This window comes from Aliiglaciecola sp. SL4, assembly GCF_041538045.1.
Lineage (GTDB): Bacteria > Pseudomonadota > Gammaproteobacteria > Enterobacterales > Alteromonadaceae > Aliiglaciecola.
In genome coordinates, this window is the sequence record NZ_JBGOSE010000001.1 from 463486 (window position 1) to 480865 (window position 17380).

At 41.3% G+C, this 17380-nt stretch carries 14 protein-coding genes; 3 read left to right on the forward strand and 11 right to left on the reverse strand.

From position 1 onward, the window contains the following. Nucleotides 1-16: 16 nt before the first annotated feature. The 4 genes from AB6T38_RS02135 to AB6T38_RS02150 are packed head-to-tail and all read right to left on the reverse strand — an operon-like array spanning nucleotide 17 to nucleotide 5539. Nucleotides 17-328: a DUF3240 family protein gene (locus AB6T38_RS02135; RefSeq protein WP_372545669.1), complete on the reverse strand. Its 312-nt coding sequence runs from the start codon at nucleotides 326-328 to the stop codon at nucleotides 17-19. Next, the gene (locus tag AB6T38_RS02140) at nucleotides 312-3386 is read right to left on the reverse strand and encodes an efflux RND transporter permease subunit (protein ID WP_372545670.1); all 3075 of its coding nucleotides are present in this window, start codon (nucleotides 3384-3386) and stop codon (nucleotides 312-314) included. The genes AB6T38_RS02135 and AB6T38_RS02140 overlap by 17 nt, the downstream gene beginning before the upstream one ends. Beyond that, nucleotides 3387-4424: a hypothetical protein gene (locus AB6T38_RS02145; RefSeq protein WP_372545671.1), complete on the reverse strand. Its 1038-nt coding sequence runs from the start codon at nucleotides 4422-4424 to the stop codon at nucleotides 3387-3389. Beyond that, entirely contained in the window at nucleotides 4421-5539 is a 1119-nt protein-coding gene (locus tag AB6T38_RS02150) for a TolC family protein (RefSeq protein ID WP_372545672.1), read from the reverse strand. The genes AB6T38_RS02145 and AB6T38_RS02150 overlap by 4 nt, the downstream gene beginning before the upstream one ends. Nucleotides 5540-5747: 208 nt before the next feature. On the opposite strand from AB6T38_RS02150, the gene AB6T38_RS02155 reads away from it, so the two are divergent. After that, on the forward strand, nucleotides 5748-6239 hold the full coding sequence (locus AB6T38_RS02155; RefSeq protein WP_372545674.1) for a helix-turn-helix transcriptional regulator: 492 nt from the start codon (nucleotides 5748-5750) through the stop codon (nucleotides 6237-6239). Nucleotides 6240-6247: 8 nt separating this feature from the next. Here the strand turns inward: AB6T38_RS02155 and AB6T38_RS02160 are convergent, their stop codons facing one another. Beyond that, entirely contained in the window at nucleotides 6248-7363 is a 1116-nt protein-coding gene (locus AB6T38_RS02160; protein WP_372545675.1) for a polysaccharide lyase family 7 protein, read from the reverse strand. Nucleotides 7364-7598: 235 nt separating this feature from the next. Between AB6T38_RS02160 and AB6T38_RS02165 the strand changes: the two genes are divergently transcribed. Further along, complete coding sequence (locus AB6T38_RS02165) at nucleotides 7599-8291, forward strand: spermidine synthase (protein ID WP_372545676.1); 693 nt, start codon at nucleotides 7599-7601, stop codon at nucleotides 8289-8291. A gap of 6 nt (nucleotides 8292-8297) precedes the next feature. Here AB6T38_RS02165 and AB6T38_RS02170 read toward each other — a convergent pair whose 3' ends face one another. Together AB6T38_RS02170 and AB6T38_RS02175 are read right to left on the reverse strand one after the other, a co-directional pair. After that, nucleotides 8298-11465 (reverse strand): EAL domain-containing protein, encoded by a 3168-nt coding sequence (locus AB6T38_RS02170; RefSeq protein ID WP_372545678.1) that lies wholly within the window; start codon nucleotides 11463-11465, stop codon nucleotides 8298-8300. A 192-nt stretch (nucleotides 11466-11657) separates the two neighbouring features. Then, a complete protein-coding gene (locus tag AB6T38_RS02175) occupies nucleotides 11658-12365 on the reverse strand; it encodes a DUF1499 domain-containing protein (protein WP_372545679.1) in 708 nt (235 codons plus the stop codon). Between the two features lie 127 nt (nucleotides 12366-12492). Between AB6T38_RS02175 and AB6T38_RS02180 the strand changes: the two genes are divergently transcribed. After that, nucleotides 12493-13302: a sterol desaturase family protein gene (locus AB6T38_RS02180; protein ID WP_372545680.1), complete on the forward strand. Its 810-nt coding sequence runs from the start codon at nucleotides 12493-12495 to the stop codon at nucleotides 13300-13302. Here AB6T38_RS02180 and AB6T38_RS02185 read toward each other — a convergent pair. The 4 genes from AB6T38_RS02185 to AB6T38_RS02200 form a co-directional block, all read right to left on the reverse strand. After that, nucleotides 13299-13916 (reverse strand): CDP-alcohol phosphatidyltransferase family protein, encoded by a 618-nt coding sequence (locus AB6T38_RS02185; RefSeq protein WP_372545681.1) that lies wholly within the window; start codon nucleotides 13914-13916, stop codon nucleotides 13299-13301. The genes AB6T38_RS02180 and AB6T38_RS02185 overlap by 4 nt on opposite strands. Before the next feature lie 64 nt (nucleotides 13917-13980). Then, the gene (locus AB6T38_RS02190; protein WP_372545682.1) at nucleotides 13981-14643 is read right to left on the reverse strand and encodes an ATP-binding cassette domain-containing protein; all 663 of its coding nucleotides are present in this window, start codon (nucleotides 14641-14643) and stop codon (nucleotides 13981-13983) included. Next, nucleotides 14630-16285, reverse strand: coding sequence for an ABC transporter permease subunit (locus AB6T38_RS02195; RefSeq protein WP_372545683.1), 1656 nt, complete (start codon nucleotides 16283-16285; stop codon nucleotides 14630-14632). Before AB6T38_RS02195 ends, AB6T38_RS02190 begins: the two co-directional genes overlap by 14 nt. Next, nucleotides 16261-17367, reverse strand: a complete 1107-nt coding sequence (locus AB6T38_RS02200; RefSeq protein WP_372546037.1) for an ABC transporter substrate-binding protein — start codon at nucleotides 17365-17367, stop codon at nucleotides 16261-16263. The genes AB6T38_RS02195 and AB6T38_RS02200 overlap by 25 nt, the downstream gene beginning before the upstream one ends. Nucleotides 17368-17380: the final 13 nt, after the last annotated feature.

Genomic DNA, 17380 nt, shown 5'->3' on the forward strand with positions numbered 1-17380 from the left:
GTATTGCAGCTAAAGTTTATAGCAGTCCATGCTCAATTACCGGCACGCACCAAAATCGAATGTTGTTGTGGGGACTGATGGTTCTGATATGTGCCAATAAATCTTGGTAATGAGTTGAATCGTGCAAAAGTTCAAATCGATAAAAATCTCGATACCCTTCTACTTGTTCTTGAATGTTATATTGATGATGTTCAGTACTATAGCCTTGAATTTTACTTAAACTAAAGCCTGATAATGTCTCTTGACCGATTAATCTATCGACTAATTTATCCTTTAGTTGTTCTGGTACTATGGCTATAAGTAATTGAAAGTTATTGTTTTCTTGCATTTCGATTCTCCATCCAATTATACAGCACAGGCAATAAGTATAAAGTGGTCAATGTAGAGGTAAATAAACCACCAATCACTACAATAGCCAGAGGTTTTTGAATTTCTGCTCCGGGGCCAGAAGCAAATACTAAAGGTGCAAGGCCGAACATGGCGGTCATCGCAGTCATTAGCACCGGTCTTAAACGACGTGTTGCACCATCAATTGTGCGGATGAGGACATCACGGATTTCCATTTTGGTTTGCTCAAAATAGCTTACCATTACCACACCATTTAATACTGAGATCCCCAGTAGGGCGATAAACCCTACAGATGCCGGTACCGACAAATATTGACCACTAATAAATAAGGCGAAAATACCACCCATGACCGCAAACGGGACATTCACTAAAATAAGAGCCGATTTTTGTAATGAACCAAAGGTAGTGAATAAAATGATTAATATCAGCAACAGTGAGATGGGGACAACCATCATCAGGTTGTTGGTCGCCCGTTGTTGATTTTCGAATTCACCACCAAAGCTAAGCACGTAGCCGGATGGTAATGCTAAGTTGTTGGCAAGGGTTTGTTTTAATTCTTCAACAAATCCCACGATATCACGGCCGGTGACATTGGTGGTGACCACGGAAAAGCGGTTGCTGTTTTCTCGCTCAACCAAAACCGGTCCTTGTTTAAAGTTTATATCCGCAACTTCATATAAAGGCACTAAAGTGGCATCCGGTAATAAAATCAAATTGTTTTTAATTTCATCTAAGGTCCCAGGACGCAGTGCGGTATTGGCCGATGTGGCAAATACAACCGGGGTTTTGCGTTTGCCTTGAATTATTTCGGAGATCGCCACGGTTTCAAATTGTGAACGTAAATAGTTAGACAGTTCAGTTATATTCATTCCATAACGTTTAGCAACTTCTGGTTTGAGGCGAATATTTAAAAACTCTCCTCCTTCGGTCACTGCCGTATTGACATCAACACTGCCTGTGGTGGCTCTGGTTATTTCGGTGATACGAGAGGCCAAATGCGCCAACTCGGTTAGATCCTGGCCAAATACCTTAATGGTCACATCGCCAGTGCTGCCGGTGAGCATTTCTGAAACTCGCATTTGAATTGGTTGAGTGAAACCAAAGTTAATGCCTGGAAACTGCTTTAATACTTCCCGAATGGCATCCACTAATTCTGACTTGGTACTAAATCGCCATTGTGATGGCGGTGTTAACTCCATAAATATATCGGTCTCGTTGAGGCTCATGGGATCTAAGCCAATTTCGTCGGCACCAACACGAGCAACAATTTGATTAATTTCAGGTATCTGTTCAAGCAATGCATTTTGAATTTGAATATCCAGTGCAGTAGACGCCTTTAAAGTGATGTTCGGTGTTTTTTCAAGCTGTACAATAATATCGCCTTCATCCAATACTGGCATAAAGGTTTTACCTAAATAAACAAACTGAACCCCACTAATACCCAGGGCAATCAGTATGCCGATGATCAGCCAAGTAGGGCGGGCTAATACCTTGGACAAGGTGCGACTATAAGTACTTTTTAAAGCGCTAAGAAAACGAGGGTCTTTGGCGTCATGTTGTTTTATTAAGACTGAAGCCAATGCAGGAATAACGGTTAATGACAGCAGCAGTGCACAAAACATGGCAAATACAATTGTCATCGCCACGGGTGTAAATAGCTTTCCTTCCAGACCGGTCAATGTGAGCAGCGGTGAAAATACGATGATGACTATAACGGTGCCGGAAACTACAGGCACAGCCACATCTTTACAGGCTCGAAATATTAGGTGCAATTTCGGTAATGGGGTTTTCTTACTGAGTTGGTTAACCACGTTTTCTACCACTACCACCGATGCATCAACTAGCATGCCGATAGCAATAACAAGACCGCCTAAACTCATTAAGTTGGCGGACATATTCACGCTGTCCATTAACCAAAATGTACTCAATGCTGAAAGGGGCAGTATCATTGACACAACCAGGGCTGCTCGAATATTCCCTAAAAATAGAGTTAATACAATAATGACCAGAATTACCGCAATCAACAACGCTTCTTGAATGGTGCCTATGGCGGTGTCGATTAAATTTTTACGGTTATAAAAAACATTAATTTGCGAACCTTTAGGTAAGGTCTTTTCAATCTGTTTTAGTTTCTCTGTTACCCCTTCAATTACCTGGGCGGTATTGGCATTCTTCAGTGAAATAACAATGGCCTCTGTGGTTTCTTCACCATTGCGGGTAACGGAGCCATAACGGGTTAAGTGACCGACACTGACGTCTGCCACATCCGACAAATGTATGCTGTGTTGCCCACTGGATTTGATTTGCATATCTCGAATTTGCTCTATGCTTTCAACCCGTCCCTCACCACGAATAATGAGCGCATCGTTACCTATATCCAAACGACCAATATTACCATTTAGATTAGTTGCCTGAATGTGCTCGGCCAATTGGGTGAAAGATAAACCTATGGCTGACAGTTTTACGGGGTCAGGCGTGATCTGATAGGTTTTTGCGAAGCCACCTAAAATATTAACATCGGCAACCCCATCTATGGTTCTAAGTAACGGCCGGACCTCCCATTCGAGTATTTGCCTACGTTCTAGCAAGCTTAGCTTGGGGTTTTCTAATGAAAACATGAACATTTCACTCAAGGGAGTGCTCATTGGCGCAATACCACCTTCAAGGCCTGCGGGCAGTGTGCTTAAAATATTGTTTAAGCGCTCCGCGACTTGTTGTCTGGCCCAGTAAATGTCGGTGCCCTCGATAAAATCAAGGGTAATGTCGGTAATCGCATATTTGGTAGTTGAGCGCAGAATTTGTTGGTTTGGGATCCCCAATAACTCCGTTTCAAGGGGCAGGGTAACTTGAGCTTCAATTTCTTCGGCTGTCATCCCTGGCGCTTTTAAAATGACTTTAACCTGTGTGGGGGAAATATCAGGAAAGGCGTCGATGGGAATATTCATCCACGAGAGCACGCCTGTTATCATTACCCCGATGGCCAATAATAAAATGAACACCCGTTGGGTAAGGGATAAGCGTATCAACTTAGCTAACATTTATTCACTCCCCAAACCTAACAACATACCCTGAGCGGCGCTAACGGAGCTGATGAGTATCGCGCTATTGATTAGAGACGTTTCACTGGTGACCGTATAGTTTTGACCACGGCTACTGGTGAGGGTGATCTTAACGGGCTGTAATTGATCTGCGGATTTTACAAACACAAACTGGGCACCGTTCATGGAAAAAACCGACTGTTTAGGCACCAAGTAGGCCTGTTGTTTAAAAAATGGCGTGACTGATAAGCTCTGTCCTAAATTGTAAGGGCACTGAGCTGTTAAAGGTTCACTCCAGACCTTAGTGGACAGCTGTGTTGTAACACTTTCGACGGCGCTTATATTTAGCGTACATTGAGGAGATGGAGTGGTTAAATAAGCCAGATTAGCGGCTTGATCATGAGGTATATTAAAGCTCAACCTGATACTTTCCAAGGGAATGGCTCGGGCAATAACGTCACCTTCGGTTAATGATGCAAAGTGAGTGTAATGCACAGCGCCGTGAATGGGGGTTTTTAAAGTTAAGGTTTCTGATTCTTCATCAAAGCCCGCCACCAATTCAAAAAAGTGCTGCATTTCGTCATATTCGAGCTTGGCTGCAAAATAGGCTTTACTGATGTCTAACCAGACTTGTTGTGAGATAGATGTCTGGGCAAACAATGCTTTATTCTTTTGATATTGTTGTTTGCTGAGGTCAAATAATGACTTTTTGAGCTGATACTGGCTAAAATAGTGATGCACTTCTGGTCCGCTTAATTCCACAAAATTCTCACCGACATTGAGTGTTGTGCCTACCGGGTGTAGAAAATGAACCTGCTGAGCCGTTAACGGTGAGCGAATTGTGTAACCTTCACCGGGTAATTCCAACACTTCACCTAAAGTCGCTCGCCCAGCATATTCGTTAACAGCTTCTACTTGTTTTGTAAGCAACGCTAAATCTTTAAGATCTGTTATATCAAGCCTCAGCTGTTGTGCCGAAACGGAAGTGATGGCCATTAAACTGGTGGCTATAAAAATAGATTTTGCGAAACCTTTCATAAGGATTTTCCTGCTGCTTGATTAAGTGTGGCTATATTTTTGGCTAAGTTAATTTGGTTAATGGCGTATTGACCTTGGATTTCTACAATTTCTAAGGTTCGTCTTAAGATCCACTCTTGCTCTGTTGTATTGGCTTTAAGCAACCTATCTAAGGTGGGCTGCAACTTCTGAGTTAACAGTAACGATTTCTTAAGTAAGCTTTCTCGTGCCTCGCTCAGTTCCAATTGAGCTTTAGCATTACTGATAGCTTGTTGAATTTGTTGTTGTAAACGATTTCGTTCTAGCGCATATTGAGATTGCAAAAGCATTAACTGGTTATACTGAGCAGGTGTAAAGTTGTTTCCAATTGAAAGAGGTATATCTAGTCCTACCCCTAATTGATTGTCGCTAATACCTGCAGTTTCATTGTGTTTGGCAAATAGCGATAGATTCCAAGGTTTAGCATGGTTGGACGCTGCATTAATTTGTGCAATGTTTGCTTGCCAAGTCGCATCTAGCGCCTGAATATCAGGGTGCAAGTTAATCGCTTCTGCATGTTCATTGTAGAGCGTCTCGGTAGTCTTTTCTGGCAGGGTTTTCAATCCAGTTAGTGCCGTATATTGAGCCAATAACCTTTGGGTTTGATTTTGGTGCGTTAATAAGGAAAGTTGAACCTGTATGCTTTCTTGTTGGATCAGCAAGGTCAGATAGGCGGGGGTGTTCCCAGCTTCCTCTAGTTGCGTATAATGGGAAAGTAATTTATTTAAAACAGTCAGTTTTTGCTGCGCTTGTTTAGCGTAAACATACTGCAGTTTATATTCCCAAATAATAAACCTGATCAGTCCTGATAAAAATAAAGCTTGTTGTTGAATTATCGGTACTGAGCTTTGTAATTGCTGATCGATTTCAGTTTGTAATCGGGACTTTATGGCTAGATTCAAACTGAGTTCGGTTTCTTTGCTGCCGAGATTTTGCTGGTTGTGCATATATAAAAGTCCCACACTCGGGGGGCTAGCCAACCAAGAATCTGTAGGTTGTTGAATAGTGATTTCTGATGAATTTTGTTTGTTGTCTCGTTGGTGAACTTCTAGCGCGGCATCTAAAACATCATTGAGGGTTAATTGTGTAGCAACCACCCATGAAGGCCATAAAAGTAGCAATGATAAAAGGAATTTTGGGAGTGTTGGTAGATAATACATTGAATTGTGCAGCTCACTTTTGAAGTCAGTAACTATATTATTGATATCAGTAGGCTATTTAACAATAAACACATGTAGGACAGGGCATCGAACATATGTTCGATAGAGTCGAGTTAGGGGTAAAATTTAAATAATTGGAGGGTAAATGAAAGATAGAATTATCATCTTGGTGCTAATTACTATCATGGTACTCAATGCCATGGATGTGTTTGTCGACATCAATCTAAATGTGCCACTTTGGCATGTTTTAGGGGAAACAATAATTGTTATTGTGTCAGCCTTTGCCGCTTTATTGCTTATCCATGATTTACGCTCGCGCTCACGCTCATTAAATCGTTTAGCCACCAAACTTAAAGATGCAAATTTGCAAATTCAGAGCCTTAGTGGCGAAATGGAAAGCGAACGCAAACATTATGGCCAAGTAATACAAGCTCAATTTAACGACTGGAATTTGACCTTGGGTGAACAACAGGTTGCGATATTGATTTTAAAAGGGTTAAGTTTGAAAGAAATTGCCTCTGTCAGAGAAACAAAAGAAGCCACTGTCAGACAGCAAGCTTCAAGTTTATATCAGAAAAGTAACTTACATGGCCGACATGAGTTGTCGGCGTGGTTTTTAGAAGATTTTCTCAATTGATAGATGTGTTATTCCACCGCTGGTGAACTTAGGGTTAATTGACTAAAGGTAACTTGCGTATAGTCGCCATTACTCTTGTCAGCTTCCCAATCTCCCGTCCCTAAACATCCTGCATACCATAGGCTGTCTGCTTGGTCTTTAGTGCTGCATTGATTGTAGGCCCCGGCTTTAAAGTAATGGGCGTCGCCAGCATACCCTAGTGGATTATCTTTTTTATCAACCTTACCATAAGCATCAACATTGTTGGCTAGGTTTATTTGGTATTTCACATCATCTTTGCCTTTTGCGCTAAACGTCAAATACATAGTGTTTTCGTACACATTTATGCGGTAACTAAATTCTTCACCTAAAGCGATACCCGCATCTCCTGGTTCATTAGGATTCTCCCATGTGTTTCCCCACACTGGGTACGCAATATCTGTGCGGTCAGGATCTGTTTTAGGGAGGTTGCGTTCATAATTCCAAAAAACTGAGCCTGTTTGATGGTTTGGCCACTTTTTAAAATAAATTTTTATGGGTTCGTTGCCCCAACCAAAGCCTTGGTTTTTGGAAATGACTTTGTCATCTTTAGTTGCATGAATTTGTCCCACCACCACTGAGTAAGCGGCAGGCGTGTTAGGGTTTTTCGCTCGTAAGGCCACATGGTCTACTTTCAAGGTTGCATCTATTTTGCTGCCAATTGAGGCAAATTCGGAAGCTAAAGGGTGCGCAGCTAAAGCAAAATTATTACCCGGTGCTTTGGTTTTTATTTTTTTATTCATACCACGGAAGGTTTGGCGTAATTCACTGCGTGTATTACTTGATGATGCGGTTGTAATTGCTTTGTTGGGAGTGGCGAAAACCATACCGCCGTTTTCATCTAAAAAGAAAAAGTTAGGGTGCATATAGCTCTGGATTTCAGCAACATCGATCTCATCAATTTTGCCATTAATGTCCATATCCACAGGCACAGTAATACTCCAGTTAGATAGATCAAATTTAGTGGCGGGGACTTTCTCATAGGATGAAAGGGAGTGGTTAGATAGATCCTTCAAGCCGGTGCTGGAACACGCGATTACGCAGGATATTGATAAAAATACTAAAGCGCTTGCTTGGGTAATTTTCTTAATTCGCAATTTATTCATGCTGATCTCTGTAAAACTTTAAATTAACTTAATTACTATTGTAACCAAATTTACGCTAAACACTTAATCAATTGGACAAGGCCTTTATAAATTGCGATTTAATATAAAGCGCCATTGCTGCTATCGGCAAATAACAGGATTCGATAAATTGTTTATAAATACTTTCCTTGTACTGAGTGACTCAAAAATATGTTAATCTGTGAGGTTGTTTTGGTTATTTTTTCATAGGTATTTTATGAACTCCTGGGTCCGATTAGATACGGCTACGATTCCCAATGGTGGCGAAATGACACTTTCTCAACGAGGGAAAGAGTTTTCTATCCGATTAACGGGTAAACGCGGCGAATTAATGAATAGTCGCGTTTTTAATTCAGAAAAAGAACTTGCTAAGTTGGGTTGCGCTTACATAAAAGACGCTGATAATGCTCATGTTCTAGTAGGTGGTTTAGGCATGGGTTACACCTTAGCTGAAACCTTAAAGGTCGTTAACCAAAGTGCTCAAGTTTCTGTGGCAGAGCTAGTTCCAGAAGTGGTTACTTGGAATCAAGGAGCGTTGGGTGAATGTGCAAAGCGGCCACTTGATGATCCCCGTGCACGGGTTATTGTCGGCGATGTAAAGTTACTATTGTCTACAAATAAACCAACATTTGATGCGATTTTATTGGATGTTGATAACGGTCCAAAAGGTCTTACCCATGGTGATAATAATTGGATTTATTCTGAGCAGGGACTTAAGGATATTTATCAGGTATTAAGACCTAAAGGTATGTTGGCTGTTTGGTCCGCAGGACCTGATTATTTATTTAGCGTGCGTCTAAAAGATGCTGGCTTTGACGTGGATACACGTGAGGTTAGCTCGCAAAAAAGAAAAGGAACTCAGCACAGTATATTTTTGGCTAGAAAAAACACTCCATCATCATATTTATAAATGATGTTAATCTTGCTTATCATCCGACCATGTTTTCCAGACTTGTTCTGTTCTCCAGTTAGCTGACCACTCGATTATGTCCTGTGCAGGCATAGGACGCGCTATACCGTAACCTTGAGCGAGTTCGCAACCCAGTTGCAGTAGAGTAATACCATGCTCAATGGTCTCTACGCCTTCAGCTATGACTTTTCGATTGAAGGATTTTGCAAGAGCAACTATGCCAGCTACTATGGCTCTGTCTTCTGGATTAATTAACATGTCTCGAATAAATATTTGGTCTATTTTGATTAAGCTAGCAGGTAGTCTTCTTAAATAGGTTAATGATGAGTAACCCGTCCCAAAATCGTCTATGGCAAAACTAATACCTAACTTTATACACTTTTTCATTGTTTCGGATGCATCAAGCAAGTCACCTAAAGCACTGGTCTCGAGTACTTCAAGTTGCAAATAACTTGGGGAAATTTCAGGGTAAGCCATAAGGAGAGCTTTTAGTCGGTCGGCAAAATTACGTTGTTGAATTTGCAATGCACCCACATTCACGCTTATGGGAATCATAAGGTTGTTTTTTTGCCATTTGCCTATTTGTTGCAATGCTTCTTCAATTACCCATTCTCCCACCTCAATACTAAGTTGATGGTTCTCTATGAAGGGCAAAAACTCCGCAGGAGATAACAAACCACGCTGTGGATGTTGCCATCGAATCAAAGCCTCTGCACCAACAACTTCCCCTGTTTGCATATTGACTTTAGGTTGGTAAAACAGGACAAATTCGCCCTTGTTTAAAGCATTTTTGATATTGAATAAGGTTTGGTTACGAACTTTAATCGCATCTTCAGATTTAATATCAAAAAGATGGTAGCAGTTTTTACCCTTTTGTTTAGCTAAGTACATAGCTTGGTCAGCATGACGAATAAGTTGATCCGCATCTGTCTGGTCTGCAGGGTACAAGGTAACCCCAATACTTGCAGAAACTTTGAGAGTAAGGTTATCAATGGTTACAGGCACAGAAGCCGCTTTCAACATGCGATTAACTATGGGGGAAAAATCGTGTTGTGTCTGCAGATCGGCTAACACAGCCACAAATTCATCGCCACCGAAACGGGATAGGGTATCGCACTCACGTATCGTTTCTTTCAAACGAGAAGCAATAATAACCAGTAGCTCATCCCCTAGGCTATGCCCGTGGGAATCATTAATCTCTTTAAATCCATCCAAATCTAAAAATACTACCGCTAATAGTTTTTCATTGCGTTTACTATGAGATATGGCGATTCTTAAACGGTCTGCTAACAATGTACGGTTTGGAAGGTCTGTCAAAACATCGTAGTGCGCCATATGTTCAAGCTTAAGTTGCTGCTCTTTAAACTCCGAAATGTCAGTAAAAATAGCCACATAGTTCTTAACATTACCATTTTCATCGTTAACTGCACTTATGGTTAGCAGCTGTGCGTAAATTTCATTGTTCTTGCGTTTATTCCATATTTCTCCGCACCAAAAGCCATGTTTAGAAATAGATAGCCAGAGCTTTTGATAAAAATCATCAGACTGGCGATCAGACTTCAAAATACTAGGGTTCTTTCCTAAAACTTCTTTTTTTGAATAACCGGTAATATTGACGAAAGTTTGGTTTACATCAATTATATCGCCTTTAGTATCTGTAATGATGATGCCTTCTCGGGCATGGGAGAATACACTGGCTGCTAATTTGAGTTGTTCCTCATTTTGCTTGTCTTTGGTCACATTTTGAACCAGAGACGTCACGCCTATAACACTACCATGCTGATCCAGAATGGGTGTACTGTGCCATTCACACGTAATGATATCCCCGGCTTTGGTGAGATTCTTATTAGTATTATTTTCCCCCCCTTTTTGGGTTAACAGTAACTGATAAATATTCCACAGTTCTTCTTGTAATTCAGGGAGTAAAATAAGGTCAGAAGCATGTTTACCGATTGCTTCATGAGCCTTGTAACCAAAAATTCTTTCGGCAGATTTATTCCACTTAGTACAAATGAGGTTTTTATCCCATGAAATGCAACCGAGCGGTGTTTTTTTAATGTGTTCAGAAAATTCATTTTCACTTTTTAATAGTAACTTTTGACTGTTAAATAGTTTTCTTTCGGCATCTAAGCGTGTTTTGGCCATCACACTAAAGCTTCGTTGTAATGCTACCAATTCAGATGCACCTTGAAGGGGCAAAGTTTTAATATCTTTTCCTTGTTCTAGATCTTTAGTTGATTGTATAAGGTTTCTTAAGGGGGTAACTAAGGTTTTTTGAATCCCTAAACTAGCGATAATAATCATTGCAAATATGATAAAAAGTAACGTTAGACCCGTTAAAATTAAACGCGAATTGATAGCGTCAAGCTCTTCTTGAAAAGGAATGCCCACTATAATATTCACAAGTTGACTATCGGTGAACAATGGCTTTTTTATGTATACGCGTGATTGGTTATCGAGTTCTGATGCTGAATGATAGTGGTATAAACCTGGCTGAATCATCGATAGTTTCGTTCCTAATAAATCGGGATTGTTAGGAAAAACAGCAATGATTTTGTCTTCTCGATCTGTAATGAAAGCAATTGAATTTGTGGGAAGTCGAGACTCAGAAAGTTGCTTACTCCACCAATCAAGAGACAGCACTGCGACGGCGATACTGACTAGTTCATTATTTACTGGATCAAAAATTGGATAGGCGAAGTTTATACTGGCTACATTTGCCGCCCGATCTATTTGATATTCCCCTATGGAAAATTGCCTTGTTGATATAGCTTGTTGAATATAAGGACGGTCTGCGACGTTTATCGTTTCGTCGAGGAAGTTAGGGTGGGCGTTACAAATTAAGTCACCATTGGCTTTAGGTACACCAATATTTATGTAGATATCTTTAATTTTTATAATATCAGCCAAAAGAGCGCTGCAGTCTGGAGATTCTGGCGTTAAAACCGCATCAAAAGTAGCTAGGTTCTTTAAAAAGTTTTCAGTTCGTTTAACTAGCAGAGATTGAAATGTAGTTGTTATCTCGGTGGTTTTAAGGGCTTCTTCCTGTGCTTCTTTAATCGCATGGTCACGCTCTATGACCGACATGTAAACCACAGTTAGTGCGCCTGGTAACGCAACTAAACAAATGAGCAAGACCAATCTCGAGTGAATAGATTTTAAAAATCGTCTCATTTCTGAATCATTAAATCCTAAATAAAGTAACTAAAACGTTAGAATTCAAAGGCGGTAAGCATTGAATTAAAGAGCATAACAGGGAAAATACAATTTCTCGGAACTTGGCTAAATGTCATTCGCAGCTCAATTTAGCTAAATAGAAAAAGCCTCATAGTTTTTGCCGAGGTAAAACTGTGAGGCAGCGTACAGTTATAGATTATTATTGATTGTAGTAAAGAGTTGCTGGATCCGCTCAGCATTTTTGCCAAGGTCACTTCTTCCTACACGGGATTTACTGCGTATATCAACAATAGTGTTCGCACCAGAGGTGACAATTCGCACTACCACATCATCTTTGAAGCCAAACCAAGCGGTAGTATCCGTAGCTTCAATTATACCTAATGACTTGTCTGCATTGACGAGTTCCCAGCCCAATTCTTTTATTGCAGCCTCTGTTGCAGAAAAGATCTGCGAAGAAAGCTCAGAGTATTTTTGAGAGGTTAGTTGTGGGTAAGCTTCTTTCTGTTGTTTAGCAGTTTCTTCACCTGCATACTCAACTGGATTAGGTGCATCGGCACGCAGGGGGGCAATGGCGATAAATTTAGGTGGATTAGTAAGATCAGTTGAAATGTCATGAATAGGAGGGACTGACTTTGCTTTGCTCATAATACTAAGGGGTAAGCCTACAGCCACTAATGCAAAAATTGCGGATATTGCAACATTCGCCCAGCTAATATTTTTCCGTAAAAAGATCACTTGAATTAGAATCAGCACAATAGCGCCAATACCGGCGAAAACACCGTAACGTAGGGCTGTGAATGCGGGGCCTAACTCTAAAATTCCAAATTTATATAGAGGGCCAGGTAGGGCAACAAGTAAAATAGCAAGAAAGCTAATGAGGTTAACCAAGGTCTTCATAATGTGAACTCCGAACTTATTGTATTATTGTTGGTTTATCGGCTTATCATATATGAACAAGTAAGTATGGTCAGTAATTGTTTTAACCTTTGTTTTTCAATCAGTTTTTAAGTGGTATTAACATTATATGCAAAATGAAGCATGGTTACGAATAGGTAGCTTTTTAACAGTATTGATAGTGATGATGGTATGGGAGGCGTTATTGCCCAATAGGGTTTCTCCTGTGCCTCGCTGGAAAAGGTGGCTTAGCAACTTCTTTCTGGTTTTTTGTGGTGCTCTGGTTGGCCGTTTAATGGTTCCAGCAGGTTTGGCTGTGGTCGCTATTTACGCAAATAATCTTCACTTTGGATTATTGAATATCCTAGCGCTGCCAGAATGGTTGGCTATTTTCTTATCTGTGGTCATGCTCGACTGCTTAATTTATTGGCAGCACCGTGTTTTTCATCGTGTGCCCATTTTGTGGCGGTTGCATAAAGTTCATCATGCCGATCCTCATCTCGACGCTTCCACTGGTCTACGTTTCCACCCCATTGAAATCGCTTTAAGTTTATTGGTTAAAGCGTTGGGGATATTGATACTTGGTATACCGGTGGAGGCTATTCTTATATTCGAAATACTGCTCAATGCCAGCGCTATTTTTAATCACAGTAATATTAAACTACCCAATTGGTTAGAGTGGCCGTTACGCAAACTTATCGTTACTCAAGCCATGCATCGTATTCATCACAGTCAAGTAGTAAAAGAGACCGATAGTAACTATGGTTTTTGTTTGTCCATTTGGGATCGCCTTTTTAACAGTTATACTAAACAAGCTAAGGCAGGGGACGATGGACTGGTGTTGGGATTAAAGGAATATACAGATGAGGCTAGCAATACCGGGATTAGCACTGTGTTATTAATGCCATTTGGTGATAAACCCAGTAACAATAACCATTAGTCTTTGGTGGCCAGAAGCGTGCGGTAACCAACCCAAATGCGGATGATTGCAGTTAACCAACATATCACTGCAAACACACTGGCGATGAGTACAAAGTGATTCGGCAACAAACAAAATAGACATAAGACTAAAATGGTTTCAAAACCTTCCGCCAAACCACCCATATAATGCAAGCTTTTTTGTGGGTAGTTGGGGCTGTCGATACCATGTTTGCTTGCCATAATAGCAAAGGCTAAAAAGCTACCACCGGTGGCCATAAACGACAGCATAAGAAAGCTGCCAGCAACAGCATTTTCTACAGGATTGGCACAGATAAATGCAAATACAATGGCAGAGTAAAAGATAAAGTCTAAAGTGATATCCAGAAAACCGCCGGCATCTGATGGCGTTGTTTCGCGGGCAATGGCACCGTCTAACCCATCTCCTAATCGATTTAACAAAATTAGGCACAGTGCCAAAAAATAGTGTCCAAATATGATTGCAGGTATGGCTAGCATACCAATAACGAAACCCACAAAGGTCACAGTATCAGCGTTAACACCTCTTTTTATCAACTGTTTAGCTAGGCTGCAAAGGGGTTTCTTCAAAAGCCGATTTAATAGCGGGTCAATCATAGTTTACCTTATTGAATATTGTTTGTGCTTGTGGACGAGTCACTATTTTATGTTATTTTCATTATTATAGACTGCGATAAAAATCAGCTAAATCCATATGCTGAGCCTGGGGCGGAATGTTATTTAAATCGTGGCTGACCATAATACTGGGCACACCTTTGGTTCGGAGCTGAGAAAATGCCCATTGGCTTACTTGCTCGCTGGTATTCGGATCCAGTGCAGCAAAAGGTTCGTCCATAAGCAGAGCCTTAGGTTCATTTGCCAAAGCTCTTACTAAACCTACCCGTGAGCGCTCGCCACCACTTAATTGTTCAACAAAGTGGTTGGCAACATAACCCATATCAATTTCGTTTAGCATGTTAAGGGCAAGTTCACGACGTTGGTGCTGAGTTAGGCTTTTATCTTTTTCATTTTTCACGTGCGCAGGCAGGGCGAAACAAATGTTGTCTATCACCCTTAGGTGGGGAAATAGATGCACATCTTGCATCAACAAGCCTAAACGGCGCTGCTCAATATTCAGGGGGTTGAGCTGAATATCGTTTAATATTATTTCACCACTGACTTTTGCATGCTCTAGGGTGTCCCCTAAAAGCCAATGTAAAAACGTCGATTTACCCATGCCACTGGGGCCGGTTAGCACTAACAACTCCCCATTCTGTAGACATATGTCTGGCAGCTCGATGCATCCATTTTCTGTGAAAATCTGACAATTATTAATGCGAAACATCGAAACTTCCTCTAAGGCGTTGTGATACTACACTGGCTAACAAAAAAGCGACAAAAGGCAATACAGCTTGGACCAACATGTAGATGGCAGTGATACTTTGTTCATTTCCTGTGGCAATCGCCACTGCTTCTGTGGTGATGGTGGTTACTCTTCCTGCACCCATCATTAAGGTGGGAATATATTGAGCAACACTCACAGAAAAGGCGATAGCGAGGGCGCTTAACAGCGCAGGGCGCAATAACATGAAGCGAATTTTCCAAAACTGCTGCCAATAGTTGTAGCCAAAACTTGCCGCAACTAATTCATAACGGCGATCTAAACTTTGAAAAGGGCCACGTAACACTAAATAGCTATAAGCAAAGGTGAAAGGCAAGTGAGACATAATCACCCAGCCACTATGATATCCACCATGTATTGTTGTGTGGGATATTTGCCAACCATAAACCATGCTCAACTGGGGCAATAGAATAGCCATCAACCAAATGTAATCCGGTAGGTAGTGTTTATTTTGACGTTGTAGCTCCAAGGCCAATAAGGTGGTTAACACCCCAATAATTGCGCTACACAATGCAATGTAGATGCTGTTGATGAGCGGTGCTTGGATAAAAAACCATTCGTCTTGCCATAAGGAAAAAGACCAATTGATCGCACTTGAGCTTTGCACAACCTCTTGGTTATTCCAACCTAAAGACCAGACTAAAAAGGTGACTAAAATGGCAAGGGTTAATAGACTAAAAAAGCCAAGCCAATGGGTAAAGAGGCGACTTATGGGCACAATTTTTAAAAATGTCCGTTTTACTGCGTGACGACGTAATGTTGTGATCGACCACCACTCATGTAAATAAATCCCAGCAATCAACATGCTTAGCAGGGCAATAAGTACAAGGTTACCAATAAAGGCAACGCTTTGTTCTTCAACAGTAAAACCTGTCTGCCAGTTGTAGAGTACAACAGCGTAGAGTTCTGGGATATTAGGGCCAACCAACACACTTATGTCTAGCACTGACAATGAATACGCCATGGCGGCGAGTAAGGCTAAACGGGATTGTTTTAATAAAACTGGAAAGACTAATAACCACCAACTCGCCATTTCACTATAGCCCAGAGCTCTACCTTGTAATAACCAATGTTTAATGGGTAATTGACGTCCAAGGGCGCTGAAGATTAATAGGAAAAAGGGCACTTCTTTGATACTGATGGCAAGTAACATAGTGGCGATACTTTTATGGGGTAAGCCTAACCATTCTGGCGCAGTAGTGCCAAATATTCCCCATAGGGACGACCACAATAATCCCCCAGAGCTAAATAGATAGACTAAACCCAGTGCGACCGCTAAATGAGGCAACGATAATAGAGGTGCGAGACGTTTTTCCAGCGCTTGCCAGCGAGGGTTAAAACGATATTGACTGTACACCATAAACCCAATGTAAAGGGCCAATAAAGGCGCAAATAGAGATAGAAAAAGCGTACTTAAAATAGATGATGCCAAGCCGTTATACGCAAAAAAATGAGTAATGTCACTCCAAGAAATTGCTACCGATGGCCATAATCCGACAACGATGCCAAACAAGGGGAGTCCTGCCACTAAGGTAACAATAAACCAACCTGCTATGAGGATTAAGCGCCGTATTTTTGTTGCCATTGTTCTTCAATAACTTGCTGCCAAGAGCTATGCAATTCTTGTTGCGAGGGTAAAGTTGATGCTGGATCCAATAACGGAGTGATTACCGTAGGATCCCCCCAACTGCCTTGCAGTTTTTGTTGCTGAGCTTGCTCACTAAGCAAGAAGTTAATCACAACTTTGGCAGCCGCAGGGCTTTGGGCACCCTTTGGGATCGCCAAGTTGTGGCTATTCGTGATCGCCCCTTGGCTAAAATACAATCGCTGCGCCGATAAGGGCAAGCGCTGCTCTTTCTGTTCTTTAATCAATTGATTGGGATTGAAGCTCACCGTCAAATCAAGTGTTTTTTGCTGCACCAGTGAAAGTTGTTCTGTATTCGAGCTAGGGAAGGCCCGGCCTTGTTGCCAAATTAGAGGATGTAATTGGTCCAAATAATCCCACAGCAATGGCAACAATGTTGCCTGTGCTTCTGGGCTGGCATATGCAAATAAACGTGCATCGTTATCGCTAAGGGCAACTAAAAGCTGCTTTAAAAATGTGGTGCCATGGAATTCCGGTGGTCGCGGATAACTGAGTCGTCCAGGATGCTGTTTAGCAGTTTGCAGAATACTTTCAGGGGTAACCTTGCGGTTTTGTGTCTCAAGGTTGTTAGTTGCTAGGGGACTGTTATTTACTAGCAGATTATTAGAGGCAATGATATTAAATTGACCCACGCCCCAAGGCACTTCATAGCCATCAATGGGGACACCAAAATCATTTTCTAATGAAAGTGCTTGGGTTGCCAGTAGTGCGGCATTGGGAATGCCTGTCCACAAATTTCCGAGTAATAATTCTTGTTGTTTTAAAAAGCTAAAATTCTCACCGTTTATCCAAAGTAAGTCGATGGCACTTTTGTTACCCGACTCGGCTTTTAAGCGACTGACGGCTTCACTGATATCCGCCACTTTGACATGGCGTAACCGCACCTTGTAACGACTCGCAATTTCTCGTGCTGCCCAGCGTAAATAATCATTTACCGGCTTTGAGCCACCCCAAGCGTAAAAATAGACAGTATCTCCTTTGGCTTCATTTAAGGTTTTTTGCCATTGTGGGCTATTTGCCATTTTAGTGGCGTTG